The sequence below is a fragment of the Thiomicrospira microaerophila genome (assembly GCF_000934765.1).
GTDB classification, from domain to species: Bacteria; Pseudomonadota; Gammaproteobacteria; order Thiomicrospirales; family Thiomicrospiraceae; genus Thiomicrospira; species Thiomicrospira microaerophila.
Map to the genome: position 1 here is coordinate 125,323 of NZ_JYNN01000005.1, position 24,325 is coordinate 149,647.

Below are 24,325 nucleotides of genomic sequence, written 5' to 3' on the forward strand. Positions count from 1 at the left end.
AACTTTTTAGTGAGCGTAACTGTTTATCAAAAACTATTTTGAAACAAAAAGATAGCGCAATGTTCGTTTACCCCATCTTAGGCCATTAAATAAAAACATAGGCATGAAGGCTATAACCGCGGCGGGTATAAAAAACTGGGGAGACATTTTGTGGTTAAACAAAATATCAATGGCATTTTTTGTACCACCAACCATTTTGCTACGTATAACAGAGCCATATACATCCCTGTCCACATACTTGTGTAACCATTTTTTTATTTCGTCATTACGTGCAAGACAAGCGTCTTTTTTTAATTCCTGCAAAATTTTTCTTGGAGTATAAACCTTACTAGAAGCGTCTCTTGTATTATTTTCAGCACACAAAACATAAACCGCACAAGCATTTGTGTTGTACGCCATATCCTTTATCAAAGCAACTTTACCCCAAACATAAACATCTTCATAATATTTAACCCCCGCAGGAAACCAAATATTTTCATTTAAAAAAATTGATCTTGGTATACAAGTGGCAGAAGACCAGACTAAATGTGAATATGTCGCGGACTTAAAATAGTTTGGTATAAGCCCCTTAAATTTCTTTTCTGGTAAAAACTTAATTTCTTTTTCAACTAACATACCATCTAAATTTTTTAGGAAATAAGAAGTCGCATACAACCCCGCATCCGGGTAACTTTGAATTAAATCATAAATGGTTTGTAAGAACTCCGGCAGCCAAATATCGTCTGCATCCAAAAATGCAATATAATCTGCATTCGCTTGTTTTATCCCGTTATTACGGGCAACGGAAACCCCCGCGTTTTGTTGATGAATCAGCCGAATACGCGGATCGTCAATAGACGCCACCACCTCTGCGCTATCATCGGTTGAGCCATCATTAACCACAACAATCTCAAAATCTTGAAAGGTTTGGGCAAACACCGATTCGATTGTTTCCTTTACATGATTGCGCTTATTATAAAGCGGCATCACGACACTAAAAAATGGCTTATTTTGTTCCATAACGTTATTCCAGATCAATTGAAGCAAAAATAATACAACTCTACCTAAAAATAATTAATAATAGCGCCTGATTTTTTTTAACACCCTTAGCGAATTTTTTAGTTTTCTTAAATAAATTAATAAATTACGGGCGGGCTGATATAAATGTAAAGCCTTTAAGTATGAACGAAACGAAGCGTTTCTCAGGTTAATAGGAGTATTTTCCTTATTTTTCGCTAGGACTTCTTCTCGCTGCTCTTCAAGTGTACCCAATGCACCCAGTTCATCGGAAACCAATACTAAAGGCGGTTGAACCGCATAAACATTTAATGACTTGGTTATGCCAGTATAGTGATCAATTGGCGCATCAATTCTTTTCAACTGTGCTATGAGACGTTGTGCCCCTTTATAGTTGATAAGATACCCATGTGTACCCCATGCGATATCAACAGGTTTACCAAGCATGCTGTCACCTAACTTTTTTCGCTCCCATAAGCTAATGCGTGCGCCCTTTATCCAACTTAACCCACCCTCGACTCTATGACCCAATAACACAAGCTCCCAAGCAGGTGGCAACTCATCTAACTTTTGAATAAAATCGACTAAATCCTTGCTTAAAGTGACATCATCTTCCAGAACAAGACAAACTTGCCCTTCTTCTATGGCGTTAAATATTTCAAGATGGCTCTTTAAGCAACCGAGCTCACCGGCTGATAGATCCCTGTCAAAATGTGTATAAGGATAGGCTCGACGGTATCTATTTACATCTTCAAGGATGTTTTTTGGTAGAAGCCGACCATCAACAGCATCAAAAACCTCAGCATAACGAAGCAAATCTATTTCTCTAAGCTCAGAAAGAACCATCGACCTTTTATATTCATCTTTTTTTAAACTTATAATTTTGATCTTAATATTTTTTAACATAGTTTGTCTCTATATAACTTGTGTTTTCAATCAGTTTTGGCAAAGTAAGGCTTGTGGAAAACCAAATCATCTATATTAATTTCGAATATATCTAATCAAGGATTGCAGATCCGGTTTTTGTTTTATAAGAGGGTACGCGTTAATCTTTTCAATGTCAATTTTTGACTCCGTGAAAACTTCATCTGAAAATTGACTTAAAGGATTCTGAATATACCCCAGCGGAATGCACCCTGCATCCCATGCTTCAGGCAATTTTTCAGTTTCGTAACCGTAGCCGCAAGAGTTTTCTGCGCAGAAAATATATTTATAATCAGTTAATAGCGCGTGTTTTGTTCCATTCCAGGGCGTTTTTGGTGCCATAAAAATATCAACAGGCTTAAAGGTTTCTAATATTTTAACTTGATTGTTTCTTGGATAGCGCAAATGTCTATTCAAAAAGGCAATCCTATCTAACGTAGCACGGTTAGGCTGAAAAGGAGACATTAATTTCTGTAAACAAAGCGGTTTACCATATCGGCTGTAAAACTCAGGTTCTAGTTCAAAATCTTCATGCTGTACATAGTTCCACCAATACGGAAATCGACAGCCATCTGGATCGATTTCTTCTGGCCAAAATGTGAGTCTTTTAATGTTGTGTGTTAACAACAAGTTTTTAAACCATGACCAATCCGGACTATCTAAATTTTCATGCGAAACTGCTATGATTCTTTCATGTGGATAACCCATTAAGGATGAAAAACTAGGCTTTTTTTTGGCTAATCTATATAGATTACCAATAACCTTTAACCTATTTTTCTGTTTTTTTGTAAAAAAGGGATATAACAAAATCAATTCACTTTTATTTACATCATCTACAATCTTAACATTTGTTTTGTAGGCCTTTTCAATTAAAGCCAAGATTAAGTTTTGTCTCGAATTTTTTGGTTTTACGGTTGACCAATACCCATCGATAAAGACATTTATCATATTAAATTAAACTTCTCTTTTTTTATTAATCTTTACCATTTAGGTAGTTTATTTACTGCACTAGATAATTTTCTATTAACAAAGCCAACAAACCGACTTTTTCTTAAACGATTGTATAATGGAGAAAAATAAGTTGAGTTTTTCATAAAACGAAGTAGATTATTAATCCCGAAGCGGGATAGCTTAAATTTTCTTAGTGCCTGATACCATTTTAATTTTAATCTGTAAAATATTAGTGTATTTTCTTCATTATTCAGTAGCATCTGAACCTGTGCAATATCATTTATTTTAGTTTGTTCTTGCCTATGCTTATTCATCAAAATAAATGCTTGGATTGAAATTACTTTTATATCGAAAAATACTATAAAGTTAACAGGATGCTTTATTAACTCAAATACTTGAAGATCATGCTGAAGAACGTGATGGTGTGATTCAGTATTTTCATTTACAACCAAATTGTAACCATCAGACAAAGATACAAAATCGATATCATTTGGAAGTCTCAACCCATATAGGCCCAATACTCCGCTTGAAACAATAGAAAAGTCATCAATAGATAGCTGATTATTAATAATGTTTTGCCTGTACTGCATAACTGACTCAATATACTTCTTAAAGTAGAATGGGTTTCCATGAATTAATAGATGGCGTGTATTTCTATTCAGCAAAATATTAAGAAGGTAAAGGGTTTCTTCACTGTTATCGGTACAATGTACGCCATTATTACCACAGCTTAAAATGTCTCTAATCTTTATTTTTAAATCAATCGCCTCATCGCTATCCATTTCTATAAACAAGGTGGTTGTAAGGGTGCTTGGTTTACCATACACCTCCTTGGTTTTATTGACCGCTCCCGCATACCTATCCTGTGGGCTTCCTATCCAAGGATGTCCAATATAGGTCATCGTAACAAGAGCATGTAGGCCCTGAAAATTAAAGTCATCTTCTCGCTGGTATATGACATGACCTTTTTCTTGTATCAACTCTAAGGCTATTTTTTTTTGCTTGCTCGTCATACTTGGCCAAAGTATGAATACTGATGCGTTTATATAGTTTGCCAAGCGGGTAAGCGATGTCTCAATCACTTCTTCGGCAACATCGCGTTGCTTGAAATAGTCAGCATCATAATTTGCAACCAAACCTTGTAATCTGACTATAGGGATTTGCTGTCTAAGCGCCACCATAATCGCCGTACGATGTGCGCCTCCAATGATAGTATTATCTTCTCCTACTGGAACCGCATGTATAGGATCAAATCCATTGTTTTTGATCGAACATATTAAGCTATCGAAACTTTCTCTAAAGTCATTAAAGTTGGATTTAGAACCATCACCTTCGGTAAATTTATTTAAACTAAATCCTTTAATAAATTCCTTGTAGTCAAATATCGCTTGCTCCGTCAATGTACCCTTAATGTACTCTTGGGCATAAGTTATTTTTGACAGTAAATCCAGCCTTGCTGGCCTGACAAGCGATGATGGAGCAATATATTCAACGGGCAAGTCTTTATTCGGATCTAGTTGATGAACATTGCAAAAATGCTCACCTAACTCTTTTGCTTTTATAAATAAACTCATTGTAATTATCCCCACAAGCGCTTTTTAAGCATGATTTGTAATTTCTTTAAATGCATTGTTATTTTTTATCAAATAATCATATGTCCCAACGGCTATAACCTCGCCTTTCGAAATCATAAATAATTGATCACATTTCTCCACAGTTTTTAATCGGTGGGCGATCATGATGATGGTTTTTTGTCCGCTGAAATCATGAATGGCTTCCATGATGAGTTTTTCGGTGATACCGTCGAGCGCGCTAGTGGCTTCGTCGAATACCAGTACGTCCGCTTCGTGGTAGAGGGCCCGAGCGATGCCGATTCGTTGGCGTTGGCCGCCGGAGAGTTGAACACCGCGTTCGCCTACTTTGGTGTGGATGCCTTGGTCGAGTGATTGCACGAGTTCGTCTAGGTGCGCAAGGCTTAGGGCTTTGTTGACTTGGTCTAGGTTGATGTCCTTTTCGGGGATGCCAAACGCGACGTTTTCGGCAATACTTCCTTCGGATAGGAAAATACTTTGTGGCACAAAGCCAATGGTGTTTTGCCAAGCACGGCGATTTTGGTCTGTGATGGGCTGTCCGTCGATACTGAGTGTGCCTTGCTGTGGCTCTATTAACCCTAAAAGGATATCTATGACGGTTGATTTACCCGACCCAGACGGACCGACAATGCCGATGACGCTGTTGGCTTTGATTTGCATGTTGAGTTTGTTCAGCGCTGGTTCTGTTTTACCTGGGTAGGTGAAGGTGATGTTTTCTAGGCTGATACTGTTTTTTGGGTGTAGGTTTGCTTGTGCGTTTTGGTTTGATTCTGCATTGCATTTGTTTTGGTTTTTTGAATCTGTGAGGTCTTGTTGAATGGATTCAAATGCGGCGATATTGCCTTTGACAGCTGCTATGCTAGTATAAATTTGTTGAAAAGCAGGAAGTAGTTTGAAGCCCGCCAGTGCGTAAACTGAAAGGATAGGCAGCACCATACCAAGGTTGCCCTCATGGGATGCGATAAGGTAGAGCACGAGGGCGATCATAGAACCGAAGGCAATTAGCTCCATAAAGTAGCGAGGTACCTGCGCGAGCACGACATTATTACCTTGACTGTAAGCGAACAGATGTCCGGTTTTGTTGAACCGCTGTATAAAGTCGTCATCACGGCCAAGTAATAAAACATCTTTAATGCCACCAAATCCTTCGTTCATGAGTCTATATCGTTGTTCGAGTATGGTGGATATGGTCTGTCCGTTTTTTCTGAGCCGTGTTCTGACGAGTTTGTAGAGTATAAAATAGGCTATGGCGAACATCACTAGACCTATTATTGCGACTTTTGGGTCATAGGCAAATATGGCGATACTCATAAATAATGCCAGCGCAATTCTGGCATTCATTTGCATAAGGGGCATGATGATACTAAAGGTAACTCTGGCTGATTCATTGGCAATTTTTTTGGTGAGCTGTGCGCTGCTGCCCGAGGCGTGGAATAGCCATCCTTGTTTTAGGTAGTGGCTGTAAAGTCTGTCGGCGATTTCAGTACCGGTTTTGCTGGCGAACATGGATAGCCGCCAGGTGGTGAACATGGAGATCATGGCGGAAATAAAGAGCATGACTAATACAGCGACACCGAGTAGGAAAACAAATTGCGTTTCTGATGCAATGCCACTGGTTTGATAGACTTGGGCGATGAGGGTGTCTTGCTGTAGTAGGCTCATGTCACCTACTAGCGCCATAAAGGGAATAATTGAAGCGACACCGACAATTTCGGCAAACGCCATAATCACCACGAGCACTTGCAGGCCATAAAAACGCTTGCGTTGGTCGGGGGTTAGGAGTGTGAAGAGTTGTTTGATTAGTTTTAGCATGTTTTTTTGTAAGGGTCTTTTGTTTTTTTACTTGGGTTAAATGAGTATTATAGCAATCTGGGCTGGTTGGGTTTTGTCTTTATTTTTGGTTTTTTGCTTTTGTTGGCTTGAGATTCCGGCCTTCGCCGGAATGACGGTTGTTTTTTCCGTTGTTGGTTTGAGATTCCGGCCTTCGCCGGAATGACGGAGTTGGGGCCGGAATGACCGTTGTATTTTTATGGGAGGTGCGTTTGGAAATCATGATTTTTGTGCTCTCGCTTCCTCTAGCTTTTCAATGATGCGCAGAGTTTCTTTTTGCATTTTAGAAAAGGCGAACCATTTTTTGCCTAGGTCTTTTAAGCTTGCGCCGAGATGGTAGATGTCTTGGTTGTCGATAATGATAAAGCGGTCATGGGCATCGGCAAATGGGTAATATGCAATGCTTGGGTATTGCTGGTTGTGTTTTTGCAGATCGAGCGCTAATTGTTGGTTGGTGTTTTTGCCATAGAGTTCGACTTTTACATTCGGTTGCCGTTTGGTGAGCATCAGCAATACGCTTTCATCTAGGTAGTTGTCTATCACAATAATGTTTTGCTTTGCTGACTTGATTAGGTCGGTTATAAATACATAGGCATCGAAAATTTGGCCGTTGAAGAAGATGCCTTGTTCAGGCTTTTCTGTCTTAGCTTCAAGCGCATCTAGAATTTGATCAATTTTGGTGTCGGTATGTAATTGCTTGCGTTCTATCGCATCCATTCGCTCAAAAACCAGTGCGTGTTGACTTATAAACTGGCGCATCGCAACGAAGGCATCCATAATACGTATGCTTGTGTTTATGGCGGTTTCGCTTTTAAGCACAGTAGAAAGCATCGAAACACCTTGCTCTGTAAACGCGTATGGAAGAGTTCTTCTGCCGCCGTGTCCACTTGAGGTCACAATTTGTGACTTCAAGTTTTCAAACTCTTGTTGAGTTAACTGAAAGCAGTAACGCTCTGGAAACCGCAAGCTGTTTCGTTTTACGGCTTGATTTAGTGCCTTGGTTTGTACGCCATACAATTGCGCTAAGTCGCGATCCAGCATGACTTGCGTATTGCGAATCGTGTAGATTTTAGACTGAACAAGCTGATTGTCGATTGGCGTTAAGTTTTCCATGGGGTTTACTTTTTTTAGTTTCTGCTGTAGATGTCTTCGATGTAATAAATGCCGACAAACAGGCCTGCGATAATGCGCAGGAATTGTTCGGCCATCATCCAGCTGGTGTTTTTGAAGTAGCGGATTAAGCCGGCGTGGTTTTGTAATGTTTTTAGTTTAGTTAGCATTTGGTTTTTTATTTGTTTTGTTTGAGATTCCGGCCTTCTCAGGAATGGCGCGTGTGAGCGCGGGAATGCCGGTTGTATTTTTGTGGGCGATGCGTTTGGCGATCATATACTTTAGGTGCAACTTAGAGCGCTTGAATAAGCTTTTTTATAAAAATCTACGTCTTCCGTGATAATTTCATCATAGAAATTACCTAGTTCTCGATTGATCTCGGCAAGACCAAACTTGACTGTTTGAGATTCAATATGCGCAGGGTTGAAGTATTGTGCTTTTTGTTGCTTGTACACAACACAAAAAACGTAACGTACATCCTTTGGTGCAAAGGTTTTGAGTAAGTCGGTCAGTATATTCGTTCCGTCTTTAAACTTTTTTTGCATTTGAGGATTATTAATGGTCGATGGGGATGAGTTTTTAAATTCAACAAAGTAAAGTGTTTTTTTCCCCAAGTAAATTGCATCCGGTGAGGCGGGATGCTTATCTGCAGGTAAAGTTTTTGCATACTGGTCAAAATCATAAACCGGGTTGGTTTGCGCATCTGAACATAGGTGTTCTTTGTTTTCTTTATCGTAACTTGTGTCTTTAAAGCTTGATTGATAGGGCTCAAGAACGCTTGCCAGGTGCGTTTGAATAGCGTATTTATTCATCTCTTAATGTCTCGTCATCCATGTTTCTGAATACTTCAAATGGTTCGGACAATGCGGTAAAAATATCCGATAGGCGGTCTTTATTTTCAATCATTCTGTTTTCTGCAAATAGAAACTTGGTTCCATTTAATAAGGCCTTATCAGAATAACGCTTTAATGCTTCTACCATGTATGGACTGTGTGTGGATACAATCAAACAAACGCCATTTTGTGCCATTTCTACTAGTAGTTCTGCAAGCGCGAGTTGCCATTTAGGATGTAGGTGGTTTTCTGGTTCGTCAAATACGAGAAAGGTATTCTTTTTTAAAAATGAATTGACAGAGAGTAGTCGCAGTAGCCCGAATACTTTGACGCCACTTGCTGTGTTTTTTATGGATACAGGCGTTCCATTCTTTTTATACACAAAGTCTTTTTCTTTATTGTCGTAGACGACTGTGCCGTTAATGATACGTTCGATTTTCTGGTCAAATCCTGCGAAAACTTCTTCATCGAAGAGTGTTCCAAATGGCGGCTCTCTTAATTTATCGAACAGGTCTTTTAGGTGCAGTGTGGTGTATGGTATTCCCAGACGACTGGTATTTCGTTTATTTAAATCTAGGCCAGACTTGCTTCTAATTAATAAATCGTGTTGATTTAAAATTAATGGGGATTCTATGAAGGTGACGTCTTCTTGTTGAATGGGTTGTACATCGCCTAAGAGGTGAATTTTGTTTCCTTTTGAGATTGTTATTTGTATCAAAGGAAGTTCGCCTTCAAGAAGTTTTATTTCTCCAGTTTCGGTTTGGTTTAAGAGTATGTTTGAATCAAACTCTGAGGCAAAGACTTTGTTGAGTGCGCGTTCAATCGATTTCTTTTCATCTTCTTGCTCGTATTCAATATTTTTGATTTCTTGAATGAGATTGCCTAAAAAAACGATGGATTCTTCATTGAGTATTTTTTCTGAATAGGCTTGTTCTAAAATTTTTTGCAAAAAAGTGATTTTTGAGTCTGATTGAAGGGTGGCGACTTCTCTCAACTGTTCTAGTAAACGCATTGAATCTTGGTTTAAATCTTGAGACAAGCGACGAAAGTTAAAAAATGTCTCACGGAGTTTTTCATCAATACGGTATTCTTTTGATTCTTCTAGATCTTCACGATAGCGATTAATTGCTTTGATTAAGCAGAACACCACCTTACCAATCGTGCTTTTACCATTATCGTTTTCGCCAGCGATGACCGTTAGGCTATTGAGCTGTACCTCTGCGCTTTCAAGTAAGCCTATATTTTTTAGAATGAGTTTCATTTTTTAAGCCTATCTATGGTGTCATGTAATCGCATTTTAACCCATTTAGGAGTATATTGTTGACTTGGCTAAGCTGTTTGGATTTTCCGCCGCAAGTAGCTTTAAACAAGCGTGCGATGATGCGCAGGAATTGTTCGGCCATCATCCAGCTGGTGTTTTTGAAATAGCGGATGAAGCCTGCGTGGTTTTGTAGTGTTTTTAGTTTAGTTAGCATTTGGTTTTTTTACTTGGGTCATTTTTGTATTATAGCAATCTGGGCTGGTTGGGTTTTGTCTTTATTTTTGGTTTTTTTCTTTTGTTGGCTTGAGATTCCGGCCTTCGCCGGAATGACGTAACTGTAAGGAGGAATGACGGTTTTATTTTTATGGGCGGTGAGTTTGGAAATCATGATTTTTGTGCTCTCACTTCTTCTAGCTTCTCAATGATGCGCAGAGTTTCTTTTTGCATTTTAGAAAAGGCGAACCATTTTTTGCCTAGGTCTTTTAAGCTTGCGCCGAGATGGTAGATGTCTTGGTTGTCGATAATGATAAAGCGGTCATGGGCATCGGCAAATGGGTAATATGCAATGCTTGGGTATTGCTGGTTGTGTTTTTGCAGATCGAGCGCTAATTGTTGGTTGGTGTTTTTGCCATAGAGTTCGACTTTTACATTTGATTGCCGTTTGGTGAGCATCAGCAATACGCTTTCATCTAGGTAGTTGTCTATCACGATAATGCTTTGTTTGGCCGATTTGATTAGGTCGGCTATAAATACATAGGCATCGAAAATTTGACCGTTGAAGAAGATGCCTTGCTCTTTTGTAATGGTTTTTGATTCTAAGGCGGCAAATACTTGCTCAAAATTTTGTGCGGTGGTGTTGGCGAGTTGTTGCTGTGCGAACTCTAAGTGCTGTATTCGTTCTAGCAAGTATGCGTTGGCATTTACAAATCGCTTCATTTGTACAAAAGCTTCGATAATTTGAATGCTGACTTGTACTGCCGTTTCGCTTTTAAGCACAGCACTGAGCATGGCGACACCCTGCTCGGTGAATACCAGTGGTTGTTTTCGTAACCCCATGACTTCTCGATTGGATGTCGCATTTTGCGATATCCAATTTTGGAGTTCTTGTTTCGTCATCTGGAACATAAAGCTTTCGGGGAAGCGTGTAATATTGCGTTTAACCTGTTCATTCAAACGTCGTGTTTCAACACCATACAACCCTGCTAAGTCGCGATCTAACATGACTTGCGTATTGCGAATCGTGTAGATTTTTGACTGTACAAGCTGATTGTCGATTGGCGTTAAGTTTTCCATGGAGTTTACTTTTTTTAGTTTCTGCTGTAGATGTCTTCGATGTAATAAATGCCGACAAACAGGCCTGCGATAATGCGCAGGAATTGTTCGGCCATCATCCAGCTGGTGTTTTTGAAGTAGCGGATTAAGCCGGCGTGGTTTTGTAATGTTTTTAGTTTAGTTAGCATTTGGTTTTTTATTTGTTTTGTTTGAGATTCCCGCCTTCGCGGGAATGACGAGGTTGTGTGCGGGAATGATCTTGTTCATCTAAAACCTAACCTAGCTAATAAGGTTGTGCAGTCTTGTTTAAATTGGTTGACCATGGGCATATCAATTTGGTTTAAATCTATTGGCGCTTGTTCAACAAGCTGATTCAGTAGTTCTCGGTTGACTGGCTGTTGCAGCTTTTGCTCTAATTGGGTTTTAAGACTATTGGGTGAATTATCGTTGCCACTTTCATTTTCTAATGCATTGCAATGCTGGTAGCCTTGAAGCGCGCAAAGTATCCAAGCTTCGGATTTTGGCTTGGCAAGTAAGGTTAGCGGGCCTGGTTGGTAGTGCTCTTGGTTTAGTTGACCAAAATCGGTTGCGCCTTCGCCACTTAGGTACAGCTTCATTGAGTTGTTTCCTGCTGGTTTTGGATAGCTTGTATTCCTGGTAAAGCTCTCTTAGATGCGTATCTTGGTAGACTTCGCCTGGTGCCATAACCGTCAGTTTTTCGGCCATTGAGGGTATATCAAATAAACGGATGGCTTGGGTCGCGCCCATTTCGTTTTTGTAGAGATAGATAAGCCCTAGTTTGGCAACTTCGTCTTCTAGGTAGTTTAGGATGACCGGACTGTGAGTGGTAACCAATGTTTGGGCTTGGGTTTGCACAAGTTGATCGACTAGAAATTCTATCAATTCTGGGTTGATGCCGTTTTCAATTTCATCGAGTAATAAAAAGCTTTGTTTGGTCGTAAGTTGGGCGAATATCGCCAGCATACGCAACAGACCGTCATTGACGTGACGCGCTTCGGTAGCAATCGCTTTATTTTGGAATTGTTCGGTTATTGATAGCCTTTTCCAACCTGGTTTTTTATTACTCACTTCATAGGCTTGGAGTTGTGGGTAGTTGGCTTTTAATTCGGCAATAATCGCTTGTGTTTGCGTGGGCGGCAGTTCGTAGAGGAATGCGGCGAGTTTTTCGCCACCTAAACCCAGCATGCCTTGGGCGTCACGAGCTGATTGTCTGAGTAGTGTTGGCGACAGCAAATCTAATGCGTGAAGGTTTTGCCAAAAACTTTTGAATTGTTTTAGTTTGTCCGTTAGTTGTTCTTCTTTTATTTGCGAGAGGATAGAGCCTTGATACTCAAAGGCTATGGTGCCTTGTAGATGGGCTTGCGTGTGTGTGTGTTCTTCTTTATATAGCTGATATTGGCCGTCTTCGACTTTTAGTAGCGTTTTGTCTTGAAGCGTCAGTTTTTCTTTTGTACAACGAAGTTCTCGGCGATTGAAGCTTGCCGTCCATTGTAGTTTCTGATTAGATTCAGTTTCAAAATCGATAGTAAACTCTATATTTAACCTGTTCGTCAATTTTGAGTTGAGCTCAGTCGCTTTCCATTGTCTTTTTGTGAGCCAATTATCCATTTGACCTTTAACTTGCTGGGATAGGAAGTCAAAAAACTGTAGTAGTGTCGATTTGCCTGCACCGTTTAATCCAATCAAGCAATTGAAGTGCCCTAGGGGCATTTCAAAGCCTACGAGTGACTTGAAGTTGTCTACACTAATGTGTTGGATTTTCATAGTGTTTGGGCCTGTTTTGATAATTTAGGTGTCAATAAGCAACAAAAAAGCCCCCGATGCCGGAGGACATGGAGAGCGTTGGTTTGTTAATATTAACAGAACCTCCGCAGTTTACAAAATTTAATGTTTTGGTGAGCTTAATTTCTAGCATAGATATCTTCGATTCTTACGATGTCGTCTTCGCCGGTGTATTCGCCTACTTGGACTTCGATCATGACGAGGTCGATTTTGCCGTCGTTTTCTAGTCGGTGGACTTGGCCCATTTTGATGTAGGTGGATTCGTTGGGGCGCACGAGTTTGGTTTCTTGATCTACCGTGACGGTGGCTGTGCCGGATACGACGATCCAGTGTTCGTTGCGGTGGTAGTGTTTTTGAAGGCTTAGGCGGCCGTTGGGTTTGACGACGATGCGTTTGACTTTATAGCCTTCGGTATCGACGAGGACTTCGTAGGTTCCCCAGGGTCTGTGCGCGACGCGGTGAATCTCGGCGAGTTCGGGTTTGTGTTTTTTTATTTCTGAGACGACTTGTTTTACTTTTTGTGAGCTGTCTTTTTTGCTGATGAGGATGGCGTCGCTGGTATCGATAACGAGTAAGTCTTCAACATCAATCAGGGCGATTTGGCGGTCGCGGGCGACGATGAGGTTGTTTTGACTGTCGATGCTAATCGGTTGCTGGGCGTTTTGGCCTCTTAGTAGGACGGCGTTGGGTTGTTCGTTGGTTTTGGTTTCGTCGTATAGGGCATCGAAACTGCCTAGGTCTGACCAGCCCATATCGCATGGGATGACTTTTACTTTGTCGGATTTTTCCATGACGGCGTAGTCGATGGAGTCTTCGGGGATTTTTTGCATTAGGTCGTGGGGGATGCGGATTGCTTCGCGCTGAGTGAGGTGTGAGGCGTGAGGTGTGAAGCTTAGTGCCTGTTCGCAGGCCTGGTGGATTTCTGGGCTGTGTTTTTTTAGCTCGGTTAGGAAGGTTCCGGCTTTGAAACAGAACATGCCGGAGTTCCATAGGTAGATTGGTGAGGTGCCGTTGGTGAGGGGTGAGGTGTTTGCAGTGAGGTAGCTTTGTGCGGTCGCTAGGTTTGGTTTTTCTTTGAATGATTTTACGTTGTTGCCGTTGGCTTCTATGTAGCCGAAGCCGGTTTCTGGGTAGGTGGGTTGGATGCCGAAGGTGACTAGGTAGCCCTGCTCTGCAAGCGTTTTGGCTTGGTTGACGGCGTTTTCGTAGGCGGCTTGGTCTTTTACTAGGTGGTCGGAGGTGGTGACGAATACGATGTCGTCTGGGTCTAGGGTTAGGCAGGCTAAGGCGATGGCTGGGGCTGTGTTGCGGCCGATGGGCTCTAGTAAAAACCGTGAGGTGTGAGGGGTTAGGTGTGAGGGGGTGTTGAGTGAGGCGTAGGTTTCTTGTAAATGATCCAATGCTAGGAAGTATTGTTCGGTGTTGGTGACGACTAGCGTGCTGTGGCACAGGGGTGCGTTGCGCTCTAGGGTTTTTTGGTACAGCGATTGGTTGTCGAACAGGCGGACAAATTGTTTTGGTAGTTTGGTGCGGCTTAATGGCCATAGGCGTGTGCCGGATCCGCCGGAGAGTAGTATGTTAATCATGCTGTTTTGTCCTTTTTAAAGATGCCGGTTCAAGTCCGGCATGACGCTTTTTTGTTTTATTCGTTTTTTTGTTTACAGGTTAAATACTTGACCGGTCCTTACTCGTCATTCCGACGAAGGCTGGATTCTTTTAAGCGCGGGTAAAAACACTTTACTGTATTTGTGTACCGTTTTATCTTGTTCGATTTCGTTTAGGTTTTGCCAGCTGTAGCTTTGGTGCTGTTCGGTTGGCAGGTTTTGTATTTGCGTAGCATTAAGCTTAACCCAATGCGTGGCGTTTATGTAGTGGGTGTCGATGTCTTCGCCAAACACACTGTCTTGATAAAAATGGTCATAAAGTCCTAGTAACCAGGCCTGGTGACGCTCGATTTCTACATTTAGTTCCGTTTTGCTGATGCGTTTGAAGGCTTGTTCTAGGCTTTCGTTTTTAAACACCCGCCCACCTGGCACAAACCAATAGCCCTTCGCCGGCGCGTTTTTACGCTGGCCGAGTAGGATTTGGTTGTGGTCATTCAGCACCACCAAGTCTATTGCAAATAATGGTGCGTTCTTGACGAGGTGTTGGAAGTCCTTCTCGGTGAGGGGTGAGGGGGTACCGGTGAGGGGTGAGGCGTCGTCCATCAAAGGTGAAGAGGCTTCTGTAAAAAGAGAGGCGTCCTCAGTAAAGCGTGAGGTGTTCTCGTTGTAAGTTGGCGCATTTTCCTTTACATAGGTCATCTTTTTATTCTGTAAGTGTTTTATCAAACCACCAAGTTGAGCGAATGTTTGTTCAATTAAGTTTTGTATTTCCTGAATCTCAATAACAAAATTTAAATTTTTGGAAATAAGCAATTGCGTTTCAACTTCACTCAATGAGCCTCTAGCAATGTACAAAAACCTTAAGAAGTCTGCGTCACTTCCTCTTGCCGCGCCTTCAGCGATATTACTTGGAATGGATACCGCTGCACGCCTAAGTTGATTCGTTAAACCAAACTTTTCTTCAGAGGGAAAAATTTTAGTTACTAAATATACCTGCTCGACAAGCAGCATTGCATTTTGCCAAGCACGCAATTCATAGTGTTTTCTCACACCTCCCCCTTCACTCTTCACTCTTCACTCCTCACCCTTCACTCTTCACTCCTCACCCTTCACTCTTCACTCCTCACCCTTCACTCTTCACTCTTCACTCTTCACCCTCTAAACGAATCCTGATTCTCCAAAAACCAAGCGTAAGTTGTGGTTAAGCCCTCTTCCAAGCTGATTTTGGCTTTCCAGCCGAGGCGTTCTAGGCGCGAGACGTCCATGAGTTTGCGCGGGGTGCCGTCGGGTTTGGTGGTGTCCCATTCGATTGTGCCTTGATAGCCGATTACCTTGGCGACGGTTTCGGTGAGTTCTTTTATGGTGCAGTCGATGCCTGTGCCTACGTTGATATGCGATAGCATGGGTTGGGTTTCGCGTTGGTAGGTTTCGTTGTCTAGGTTCATCACGAAGATGGAGGCTTCGGCCATTTCATCGACGTATAAAAATTCGCGCATGGGTTTGCCGGTTCCCCAGGCTTTTACGACTGGGGCGTTGGCTTGTTTGGCTTCGTGGAAACGACGGATAAGCGCCGGGATAACGTGTGAGTTTTCTGGGTGAAAGTTGTCGTTGATGCCATATAGGTTGGTGGGCATGGCGGAACGGTAATCTCGACCGTATTGACGGTTGTAGCTTTCACAGAGCTTGATGCCCGCGATTTTGGCAATCGCGTAGGGTTCGTTGGTGCATTCTAGTGTGCCAGTGAGCAGTGCATCTTCGCGCATGGGCTGTTCGGCGAGTTTGGGGTAAATACAGGATGAACCTAAAAACAATAACTGCTGGACATCATTTTGATGCGCAGCGTGGATGATATTGGCTTGTATCATTAGGTTTTGGTAGATAAATTCCGCCGGGTATTCGTTGTTTGCGTGAATGCCCCCTACTTTGGCCGCGGCAAGATAGACTTGATCGATTTTATTTTGCGCAAAAAAATCGTTTACCGCTTGCTGATTGGTTAGGTCTAGCTCGGTTTTGTCGGCGGTTATCAAGTTGTTATTTGGGTCTTGGTTGAGTTGGCGCACTATCGCGCTGCCTACCATGCCTTTGTGCCCGGCGATGAAAATGTTGTTCATATTATTCCTTTTTGTTGGTGAGGGGTGAGGTGTATCAAGTGAGGGGTGAGGTGTATCAAGTGAGGGGTGAGCACTCTTCACTCTTCACTCTTCACTCTTCACTCTTCACTCTTCACCAAAATCACTCTACCGACACATGAATATCGTGGCCGTTCGCTTTTAGGAAGGCATGGCGCTGGGCTACTTTTAGGTCTTCGGCGACCATTTCGGCGCACATTTCTTGGACGGTGATTTCGGGTGTCCAGCCGAGTTTTTGTTTGGCTTTGGTTGGGTCGCCCAGTAGGGTTTCTACTTCGGCTGGGCGGAAGTAGCGCGGGTCGATTTGTACAATGACATCGCCTACTTTTAGCGCTGGGGCTTTGTCGCCTTCGATGGCCGCGATAATGCCTTTTTCGTCTACGCCCTGCCCTTCAAATTTGATGGTGATGCCGAGTTCTTGGGCTGACCATTCGATAAATTGGCGCACGGAGTATTGCACGCCAGTGGCAATGACGAAGTCTTCGGCTTGGTCTTGTTGGAGCATCATCCATTGCATGCGCACATAGTCTTTGGCGTGTCCCCAGTCGCGTAGCGCGTCCATATTGCCCATGTAAAGGCATTTTTCGAGGCCTTGGGCGATGTTAGCGAGGCCGCGTGTGATTTTGCGGGTTACGAAGGTTTCGCCGCGACGTGGCGATTCGTGGTTAAACAGGATGCCGTTACAGGCGTACATGCCATAGGCTTCACGGTAGTTGACCACGATCCAATAGGCATACATTTTGGCGACGGCATAGGGTGAACGCGGGTAAAACGGTGTGGTTTCTTTTTGTGGGGTTTCTTGTACTAGGCCGTAAAGCTCTGAAGTGGAGGCTTGGTAGAATTTGGTTTTCTTTTCTAGGCCGAGCAAGCGGATGGCTTCGAGCAGGCGCAATGTGCCCATTGCATCAACATCAGCGGTGTATTCTGGGGATTCAAAGGATACGGCAACATGGGATTGTGCGCCTAGGTTGTAGACTTCGTCAGGTTTCACTTCTTGTAGAATACGCGTGAGATTGGATGAGTCGGTTAGGTCGCCGTAATGAAGAATAAAGTTGGCATTATCGACGTGCGGGTCTTGGTAGATATGGTCTACGCGCTGGGTATTGAAAGACGAGGCGCGGCGTTTGATGCCGTGGACTTCGTAGCCTTTTTCTAGTAAAAACTCGGCTAGGTAGGAGCCGTCTTGTCCTGTTACGCCGGTGATAAGTGCTTTTTTCTTCATTTCTTTTCTCTCTGTTTCTAAATTTTTACGAATTTTAGTCTAGTTAGCTAGCTTTTCCAATAGTGCTAGAGTTTGTTTTAGTAGTGTTTCTGCTTGTTGTTGTGTGCCGGCTTCGGTGTAGCAGCGTAATTCCGGTGCATTGCCCGAGGGTCTTAGATGCACGATGGTTTGATCGTCGAAGGTCCAACGCAGGCCGTCGATTTGGTTTTGCTGGATGATGGTTTTGTTTTGTAGGCCGAGTTGTTCGCTTGCTTCTTTTGGGTTTTGTGACCAGGCCTGGATAAGTTGTTGTGACTTTTCCGTGGCGAAGTTTTGGATGCGGTTGCTGGCGGTATAGCGTTGTGGCAGGTCTGCGAGCAGGTGTGAAAGCGGGTGCTGGGGTTCTATGCTGGCGGCCATCAGGGCGATAATGGGCAATAAGGCATCACGCGTGGGTAAGGCGGTTAGGGTTTGGCCGTCTAGTTCAATATCGCTGCCGAGTAGGAAGCCACCATTGGCTTCAAATCCAGCGATGCGTTGGTAGGTTGGCGTGAGTTGTTGCATGCCTTCAATGACGTATGGTGAGCCGATTTGGGTGCGAGTGGTTTTTTGGAATGCGCCGCTGGCTTCGATAGCGGTGTTGCAGCTAATGGGTATGGCGAGTGCGTCAATTTTTAGGTAACGCGCGGTTAGTAGGCCGACTAGGTCGCCTCTTAGCCATTGCCCGGTTTCATCGGCAATTAAGGGGCGGTCGCCGTCGCCGTCGGTGGAGAATAGGAAGTCGAGTTTGTGTTGTTTCGCCCAGATTTTGCCTTGTTCGATATCTTCTTGACGAACGGCTTCTGTATCTATCGGCACAAATTCTTCTGATCGGCCTAGGGGGATGACGTCAGCACCGAGCTGGGTAAACAATTTGGTATAGAGGTCGCGCCCGGCTGAGGAATGTTGGTATATGCCGACGCGTTTGCCTTGGAGTAGGTTCGGGGCTACTAGGTTTTGATAACGTGCGATGTATTGGTTTTCAGCTTGTTGGCTTGCGGCTGGCAAGGTGAGGTCTAGCTGTTCTGGCACTTCGGCTTGGGTCGTGATGATGAGGGTTTCGTCGGCCTTGGTGATTTCTCCGTCTGGGCGATAGAATTTGATGCCGTTACGGTCGAAGGGTATGTGACTGCCGGTAATCATAATGGCGGGTTGTTTGGCTTGCATGGATTGATAGGCGAGCGCGGGTGTCGGTATGACGCCGAAGTAGTCGATTTCTAGACCTAGGTGTTTTGCAGCGGCTATACAGGCGGCAGCCATGTTCGGGCTGCTGGGCCGACGGTCAATCGCTATAGAAATGCGATTAAATGCAAATGTATGCTGCATCGCGGTGATAAAGGCGAGCGTGAACGCGGCACAAACGTTTGGCGTAAATTGTTCAACAAGGCCGCGCGCGCCGCTGGTACCGAATTTTACGCCTGAGTTGGCGATGATGGTGTTTGATTTTGTTTGCATTTTTATTCTACTGTTACCGACTTAGCGAGATTACGTGGTCTATCCACATCTGTGCCTTTTATGAGGGCGACGTGATAAGCGAGTAATTGTAACGCAATATTGAACGTAATGGGAGCGGTTATTCGCCCAATATTGCGCGTTGTTTTGATTATGACCAGACCTAGTTGGTTTTTTGTCTTTTCTTTTTTTTACGTCATCCCGGCGTAGGCCGGGTTCTGTTGCGAGTTTGCGTTGTTGGTTGGAGATTCCGGCCTTCGCCGGAATGACACCGAGGCCGTCATCCTGAACTTGTTTCAGGATCTTTTGAGGTTGTGCACTGTCGGCTGGAGATTCCGGCCTTCGCCGGAATGACGGGGTTGGAGGCCGGAATGACATTTTATTTTTGGGGCGGTAAGTTTTTTGTTCATGGTTCAGTTGGCTTTGTTGTTTCTTTGGCAAACAGTGCGCTGAGTTTTTGTTCTATTTCGTGTGCGGGCGGTAGTGCGTGCTGGTATTCTTTGGGTAATTGGTGTGCGAGTGTGTAGGTTGCAACGCCAATAGGTTGATTGCTTTCTTTTGGGGCAAATTCGACTGTGGTTCTTTTCTTGTCTTTGCAAATAATGATGCCTATTGGATGGATTTTCATCAGGCAACTTGACGGTTTCATTGAGTGCCGTAAGGTAAAAGCCCATTTTGCCCGCGTATTCGGGTTTGAATTTGCCGATTTTTAGTTCGACTGCGATAAGCGATTTTAGGCGTCTGTGGTAGAGCAGTAAATCAATAAAGTAGTCTTCGTCGTCCACGGTGAGTTTGTATTGGTTGCCGATAAAGGCAAAATCTGTGCCCATTTGAATGAGAAAATCGCGGATTTTTTGGATGAGCGCGTTTTCGAGTTCTTTTTCGGAATGTTCTTCAGCCAGCTCTAGAAAATCAAAGGTGTATTCGTCTTTGATGGTTAAGCCGGCTTGCTGACATTCTGCCGGGAGTGTATTGGCGAAGTTGGTTTGACCGAGCAGGGTTTTTTCATAGGTTTGGTTGTCGATTTGGTGGTCAAGTACACGCACGCTCCAGGCGTTTTTAATGCTTGCTTGGATGTAAAATTGTTGCGCAAGCGGGTCTTTGAGCTTTTGCAGGATTTTGACATTGTGCGACCAGCTAATTTCTGCAGACAGTGTCTGCAGTTTTGGATGGGCTTGATAAGCTAAATAATAATTGCGCATATTCCAAAGGTTGCGCTCGCTAAAACCAGCATTGCCTACAAACTCTTTTTGTAGTTCTTCGGCCAGTTGCGTAACGATGGATTTTCCCCAGCCATGTGCTTCTTGGTTTTCGACAATTCGCTGCCCTATCGCCCAATAAAGCGCGGTTAATTCTTTGTTAACGCTTTGCAGTGCACGATGCTGGGCTTCGCGGATGCGTAGTTTGAGCTCTGCGACTAGGTGATTAAAGCTTTCTGTTATGATTGCGGTGTTTTTAGTCATGGTTTCACCAGGGCTGGTTGTTTGCTGTCGTCATCCCGGCGAAGGCCGGGTGGTGCTTTTTCACCCTCACCCCAACCCTCTCCCATTAAGCTAACGTATGCACATATCTTTATAACGCGCTCCCACGTTGTGCGTGGGAGCGCTGTTGCTAGTGTATACAATAGAATTTCTGGTATTTTACAGTGATAAAAAATTACACAATAAGTTTAATTTACTCATTACTGTCTCGAATGGGCTAGCATTCCCACGCACAGCGTGGGAACGAGAAAAGAAGTGTGCATACGTTAGCCCATTAAGGGAGAGGGAGCGTTTGCGAGGATGTGGCTGCCGCGAACTAGGTCTAGGGTGTAGTTGGGTTTTATGTTGCTTTGTTTTAGGCGCTGTTCTGCCCAGGGGCCGGCAATGTTGATTATTTTGTCGTAGGTTTGGGTGGTGCCGTCGGCTAGGGTTAGTGTGCCTTGTGGGTCGACTTTGGTTACTTGGGTGTGTTCTTGGATAACCAGTCCGGGTTGTGTTTTGTTCGAGCGTTCACCCTCACCCCTGCCCTCTCCCATCAAGGGAGAGGGGGTAGATATTTGTTTAGCTTGTTCGAGTACCCAGAGGCCTAGTTGCTGGTCGTTCATTTGGCCATCAAAGAAGCTGAAGCCTTTTTTTAGGCCTTCTGTTTTTAGTTGTGGGCAGGCCTGGTGCATTTGTTGTGCGGTTAGGCTTTGGTGTTGTCCGATGTTTTGTTTGCCGGCTAGTAAGTCGTAGAGCCACAGGCCGATTTTGTAGAGCCAGGCTGGGCGACGACTGGTTTTGTAGATTGGGATGTAGAGTTTTAGCGGTTGCGCAAGATGTGGCGCTTGGCTAGTCCACCATTGGCGTTCCTTTAGGGCTTCTTTGACTAGGCGGAATTCGAAGTTTTCTAAATAGCGGAGTCCGCCGTGCAGTAGTTTGGAGGAGGCGGACGAGGTTTGTTTCATCACTTCGCCTTTTTCAAATAGCGTGACGTTGTGACCTTGTTTGAGTAATTCCCAAGCTGTCATAATGCCGTTAATGCCGCCGCCAATGATGGCGATGTTTTTTGCCACAGATGAACACGGATTTTCATGGATATTGCTTGTTAATGTGTTATGCATTTATATCCACTCTTTGCCTTGTGTCCAGTTGTGTGGAAAACCGGCTGCTTTTAGATGATTCTGGACTACCGGATACTGTGCAATGAGTTGCCGTATATTCGCTTTAACTTGTGCGTTAAGGTTGAGTGTTTGATCCATTAGCTTAAACATAACAAGCGCTAAATAAATTCGATTATTATGCGTTATCGGTTGCGTGAGTTTGGGTTTTATCCCTCTTGGTTCACGTAGATTGACATTCCAAAGCCGACTGTGGTGGGCGCAGTGGTTGCGAATATCGCGAATGAGCATTAACCAGCTGTTTAATTCTGCTAGATTTTGCGCACCAAACTGGTTCGCTAGTTCGTCTAACTTATTTTCAGCGTTGCTTTCGCCCGTAAATAGTTTTTTATCAATGGATGAATAAAGCGTCATCACATTACCTAAGGTGCTTAACTCGGCTAGCATCCAAAAAGGTGGTAACTCTTTGTATTGGGCACTGAACTGGTTAAAGTATTTGCTTTTGTAGTGGTCAGCGAAAGCGAGTTTTGAGCGTTTAAACTCTTGCGCTAGCTTGTCACGCGTTGCGTTTATCTTTTTGGTAAACAAACCGTCATCCAAATACCAAAATGGATTTTGAGTGTATTGCGAAACGGTTTGATCGAGTTTTGTTCGCAGCTTAATTTCAATCCGCCCTATCAATTGAAACAGCCAAATCCTAAGTGCTTCATCAAAACGATAGAGTTGTAAGGCATGATCAAATTGGCTACTCGGTTGATAGCAGTTACTTGCATCATCCCAGAACGGCACTAGGAGCCTGTCGGACTAAAGCCAATCGGCTGCAAAAAAGCTGGATTTGGCCATTTTTTGCCCACTTTCTCGTCAAATAGCTAGCTATTCTCCTCGAAATTGAACAAAAACTGTCTCAAACCAGACTTTTTTTCGCTTCGACCGGTTTAGTCCGACAGGCTCCTAGATAGATCTTAAATCGGTAGTAGTTAATTTGTGCCAACAACGCTTCAGCTTGAGCCGGGTCTTGTATTTGCAGACCTTTGTTTTGCATGTGCACAACAAGCTGGTACGGCGAATTAAATGGCTTAGTGTAGGGCGAGAAGTTCATATTAGACATAAAAAAAGCCCCCCGATGTCCGAGGACATGGAGAGCGTTGGTTTGTTTATGATAGCAAAACCAGCGCAGATTGCAAGTTGTTGTTGTGACAATATAGCGCCCTGCTCTGTAAATGCATAAGGTGCACGCCTTAACCCCATTTTTTCATTATTGGAGGTCGCAATTTGCGACTTCCAATTTTCGAACTCCTGTTTGGAGAGTTGAAACCTAAATGTTTCAGGAAACCGTGCAATATTTCTTTTCACCTGTTCATTTAACCGCTTCGTTTCTACACCGTACAAGTCTGCTAAATCACGGTCGAGCATAACCTGCACATTCCTTAATGTGTAAATTTTGCTTTTGTTGGTGTTTTCGTCTAGCAGTTCAAGTGAGTTCATGCGGTTTAGATGCTTTTCTTCAGTGCATTAACAATGTATGCGATTTCTTCTTCGGTTAGGAATGGGTTCATGGGTAGGCTCATGACTTGTTGGGCGGCTTGTTCGGAAATGGGGAAGTCGCCTTGTTTTAGGCCTAGGTATTGAAAGCATTCTTGCATATGCAATGGCATAGGGTAATGCACGGCGGTTGGTATGCCCTGCTCTTTTAGTTTTTCTTGCACTTGTTCGCGGTTTTGTAGGCGCACGGTGTATTGCGCCCAGACGCTGGTTCGGTCGGTTTTGACGTTTGGGGTTTGAACAGTGCTATTCAGTTGTTCAGTGTAGGCTTGGGCGACACGGTTTCGACCTTCGATTTCTTTGGCGTAATGTGGCAGTTTGGCGAGCAGTATCGCGGCTTGGATGGTGTCTAAGCGTCCGCCCATTCCGATGTATTTGTGGTGATAGCGTTTGTTTTGCCCGTGGACACGCATCATTTTCATTTTTTCGGCGTAGTCGTCGTTGTTAGTGAAGACTGCGCCACCGTCGCCGTAGCAGCCTAGTGGTTTAGCGGGGAAGAAGCTGGTGGTGTAGATGTCGCAGCTTTGTGCAGCGCACCGGTACCGTTTGAGCAGGTAATGGCGTGTTTTACGCCAGTGAATTCGGATAGTTGCTGTTCAAGCTCGGTGATTTCTTCGCCCATGATGTAATTGGATTTATCCAATACGGCTTGGATTTTGGCATCAATGTCGTTTTTATACAGTTGGTACTGGTGTTGTAAATTTGCAAAATCAATTTTCATATTTATTGGCCGGAGTTTGCCGCGTCGCTGCGCGCCTCGCAATGACGAGGGTTGCATGCGTGGTTGGCTATTGGTTTGTCACTCTTTTTTGTCGAGTGTGCTGAACATTTGTTTTAGGCTGGTTGATTCTAAAAAACACTCAACCAGTTGGTCGATTTGCGCTTCGCTCAGTTGACTGATTCGCGCTTCGTAGATTGAATGGTCTTCGTGAGGGTATTTAAGGCGTATCATTTTAGATAGAATTCTGGCTTGACCTTTAAGCATTCCTTCAAGCTTACCCCTCTGCTCACCCCTAAGCTCACCCCTAAGCTCACCTCTAAGCTCGCCCCTAAGCTCGCCCTCTTCCCGCGCTATGCGCTCAAATGATGTTACGTATGCCATGTGCTTTTCCTCTTCAATTTGGTCTACTAGGTTTTTTACTTCGATGTCTAGATTATGCGGTAATCGTATCATCCAGTCAACTAGCCGCAAGAGCTCTATAATT

General features: G+C 43.6%; 24 protein-coding genes and 2 pseudogenes. All 26 read right to left on the bottom strand.

Translation table 11 applies throughout. From position 1 onward, the window contains the following. Positions 1 to 33 precede the first annotated feature (33 nt). Entirely contained in the window at positions 34 to 999 is a 966-nt protein-coding gene (locus NA59_RS14230) for a glycosyltransferase family 2 protein (protein ID WP_052501456.1), read from the bottom strand. Positions 1,000 to 1,053: 54 nt separating this feature from the next. Continuing rightward, the gene (locus NA59_RS04295; RefSeq protein WP_044408463.1) at positions 1,054 to 1,902 is read right to left on the bottom strand and encodes a glycosyltransferase family 25 protein; all 849 of its coding nucleotides are present in this window, start codon (positions 1,900 to 1,902) and stop codon (positions 1,054 to 1,056) included. Between the two features lie 75 nt (positions 1,903 to 1,977). Beyond that, positions 1,978 to 2,799 carry a hypothetical protein gene (locus NA59_RS04300; protein ID WP_157792543.1) on the bottom strand — a complete coding sequence of 274 codons (822 nt, stop codon included), beginning with the start codon at positions 2,797 to 2,799 and terminating at the stop codon, positions 1,978 to 1,980. 101 nt (positions 2,800 to 2,900) lie between these two features. Next, a complete protein-coding gene (locus tag NA59_RS04305) occupies positions 2,901 to 4,445 on the bottom strand; it encodes a hypothetical protein (protein WP_044408467.1) in 1,545 nt (514 codons plus the stop codon). A gap of 24 nt (positions 4,446 to 4,469) precedes the next feature. Further along, positions 4,470 to 6,275: an ABC transporter ATP-binding protein gene (locus NA59_RS04310; protein WP_044408469.1), complete on the bottom strand. Its 1,806-nt coding sequence runs from the start codon at positions 6,273 to 6,275 to the stop codon at positions 4,470 to 4,472. A 237-nt stretch (positions 6,276 to 6,512) separates the two neighbouring features. Beyond that, positions 6,513 to 7,406 (bottom strand): ORF6N domain-containing protein, encoded by an 894-nt coding sequence (locus NA59_RS15490; protein WP_044408471.1) that lies wholly within the window; start codon positions 7,404 to 7,406, stop codon positions 6,513 to 6,515. 14 nt (positions 7,407 to 7,420) lie between these two features. Then, positions 7,421 to 7,573, bottom strand: a complete 153-nt coding sequence (locus NA59_RS15025) for a hypothetical protein (protein WP_157792544.1) — start codon at positions 7,571 to 7,573, stop codon at positions 7,421 to 7,423. 111 nt (positions 7,574 to 7,684) lie between these two features. Next, positions 7,685 to 8,215 carry a hypothetical protein gene (locus tag NA59_RS04320; RefSeq protein ID WP_044408473.1) on the bottom strand — a complete coding sequence of 177 codons (531 nt, stop codon included), beginning with the start codon at positions 8,213 to 8,215 and terminating at the stop codon, positions 7,685 to 7,687. Then, complete coding sequence (locus NA59_RS04325; protein WP_044408476.1) at positions 8,208 to 9,497, bottom strand: AAA family ATPase; 1,290 nt, start codon at positions 9,495 to 9,497, stop codon at positions 8,208 to 8,210. Before NA59_RS04325 ends, NA59_RS04320 begins: the two co-directional genes overlap by 8 nt. A 384-nt stretch (positions 9,498 to 9,881) precedes the next feature. Continuing rightward, positions 9,882 to 10,790, bottom strand: a complete 909-nt coding sequence (locus tag NA59_RS15495; RefSeq protein WP_044408478.1) for an ORF6N domain-containing protein — start codon at positions 10,788 to 10,790, stop codon at positions 9,882 to 9,884. 14 nt (positions 10,791 to 10,804) lie between these two features. Continuing rightward, entirely contained in the window at positions 10,805 to 10,957 is a 153-nt protein-coding gene (locus tag NA59_RS15040) for a hypothetical protein (protein ID WP_157792544.1), read from the bottom strand. A 268-nt stretch (positions 10,958 to 11,225) separates the two neighbouring features. Then, positions 11,226 to 12,554 carry an AAA family ATPase gene (locus tag NA59_RS04335; RefSeq protein WP_083944932.1) on the bottom strand — a complete coding sequence of 443 codons (1,329 nt, stop codon included), beginning with the start codon at positions 12,552 to 12,554 and terminating at the stop codon, positions 11,226 to 11,228. A gap of 137 nt (positions 12,555 to 12,691) precedes the next feature. Beyond that, on the bottom strand, positions 12,692 to 14,158 hold the full coding sequence (locus NA59_RS04340) for a mannose-1-phosphate guanylyltransferase/mannose-6-phosphate isomerase (RefSeq protein WP_044408480.1): 1,467 nt from the start codon (positions 14,156 to 14,158) through the stop codon (positions 12,692 to 12,694). Positions 14,159 to 14,263: 105 nt separating this feature from the next. After that, a complete protein-coding gene (locus NA59_RS15345; RefSeq protein WP_198401046.1) occupies positions 14,264 to 15,226 on the bottom strand; it encodes a GDP-mannose mannosyl hydrolase in 963 nt (320 codons plus the stop codon). Between the two features lie 101 nt (positions 15,227 to 15,327). Continuing rightward, positions 15,328 to 16,287, bottom strand: a complete 960-nt coding sequence (gene fcl, locus NA59_RS04350) for a GDP-L-fucose synthase (RefSeq protein WP_044408483.1) — start codon at positions 16,285 to 16,287, stop codon at positions 15,328 to 15,330. A gap of 121 nt (positions 16,288 to 16,408) precedes the next feature. Beyond that, a complete protein-coding gene (gene gmd / locus NA59_RS04355; protein ID WP_044408485.1) occupies positions 16,409 to 17,527 on the bottom strand; it encodes a GDP-mannose 4,6-dehydratase in 1,119 nt (372 codons plus the stop codon). Positions 17,528 to 17,566: 39 nt separating this feature from the next. Beyond that, the gene (locus NA59_RS04360; RefSeq protein WP_044408488.1) at positions 17,567 to 19,000 is read right to left on the bottom strand and encodes a phosphomannomutase; all 1,434 of its coding nucleotides are present in this window, start codon (positions 18,998 to 19,000) and stop codon (positions 17,567 to 17,569) included. Between the two features lie 403 nt (positions 19,001 to 19,403). Further along, positions 19,404 to 19,646, bottom strand: coding sequence for a PDDEXK nuclease domain-containing protein (locus tag NA59_RS15800; protein WP_407701048.1), 243 nt, complete (start codon positions 19,644 to 19,646; stop codon positions 19,404 to 19,406). Then, positions 19,624 to 20,460: pseudogene (locus tag NA59_RS04365) on the bottom strand (PDDEXK nuclease domain-containing protein); the annotation flags it as partial. The pseudogene NA59_RS04365 and the gene NA59_RS15800, both read right to left, overlap by 23 nt. 284 nt (positions 20,461 to 20,744) lie before the next feature. Next, positions 20,745 to 21,581, bottom strand: coding sequence for an FAD-dependent oxidoreductase (locus NA59_RS04370; protein ID WP_198401048.1), 837 nt, complete (start codon positions 21,579 to 21,581; stop codon positions 20,745 to 20,747). Then, positions 21,582 to 22,367, bottom strand: coding sequence for an Abi family protein (locus NA59_RS04375; RefSeq protein WP_052501457.1), 786 nt, complete (start codon positions 22,365 to 22,367; stop codon positions 21,582 to 21,584). Between the two features lie 115 nt (positions 22,368 to 22,482). Then, on the bottom strand, positions 22,483 to 22,686 hold the full coding sequence (locus NA59_RS04380) for a hypothetical protein (RefSeq protein ID WP_044408490.1): 204 nt from the start codon (positions 22,684 to 22,686) through the stop codon (positions 22,483 to 22,485). Next, positions 22,674 to 23,063, bottom strand: coding sequence for an ORF6N domain-containing protein (locus NA59_RS04385; protein WP_083944934.1), 390 nt, complete (start codon positions 23,061 to 23,063; stop codon positions 22,674 to 22,676). The genes NA59_RS04380 and NA59_RS04385 overlap by 13 nt, the downstream gene beginning before the upstream one ends. 5 nt (positions 23,064 to 23,068) lie before the next feature. Further along, positions 23,069 to 23,707, bottom strand: coding sequence for a DegT/DnrJ/EryC1/StrS family aminotransferase (locus NA59_RS14760; RefSeq protein ID WP_322785777.1), 639 nt, complete (start codon positions 23,705 to 23,707; stop codon positions 23,069 to 23,071). Further along, positions 23,599 to 23,841 carry a DegT/DnrJ/EryC1/StrS family aminotransferase gene (locus tag NA59_RS15680; RefSeq protein ID WP_269763828.1) on the bottom strand — a complete coding sequence of 81 codons (243 nt, stop codon included), beginning with the start codon at positions 23,839 to 23,841 and terminating at the stop codon, positions 23,599 to 23,601. Before NA59_RS15680 ends, NA59_RS14760 begins: the two co-directional genes overlap by 109 nt. Before the next feature lie 78 nt (positions 23,842 to 23,919). Beyond that, positions 23,920 to 24,325 (bottom strand): annotated as a pseudogene (locus NA59_RS04395) (hypothetical protein); the annotation flags it as partial.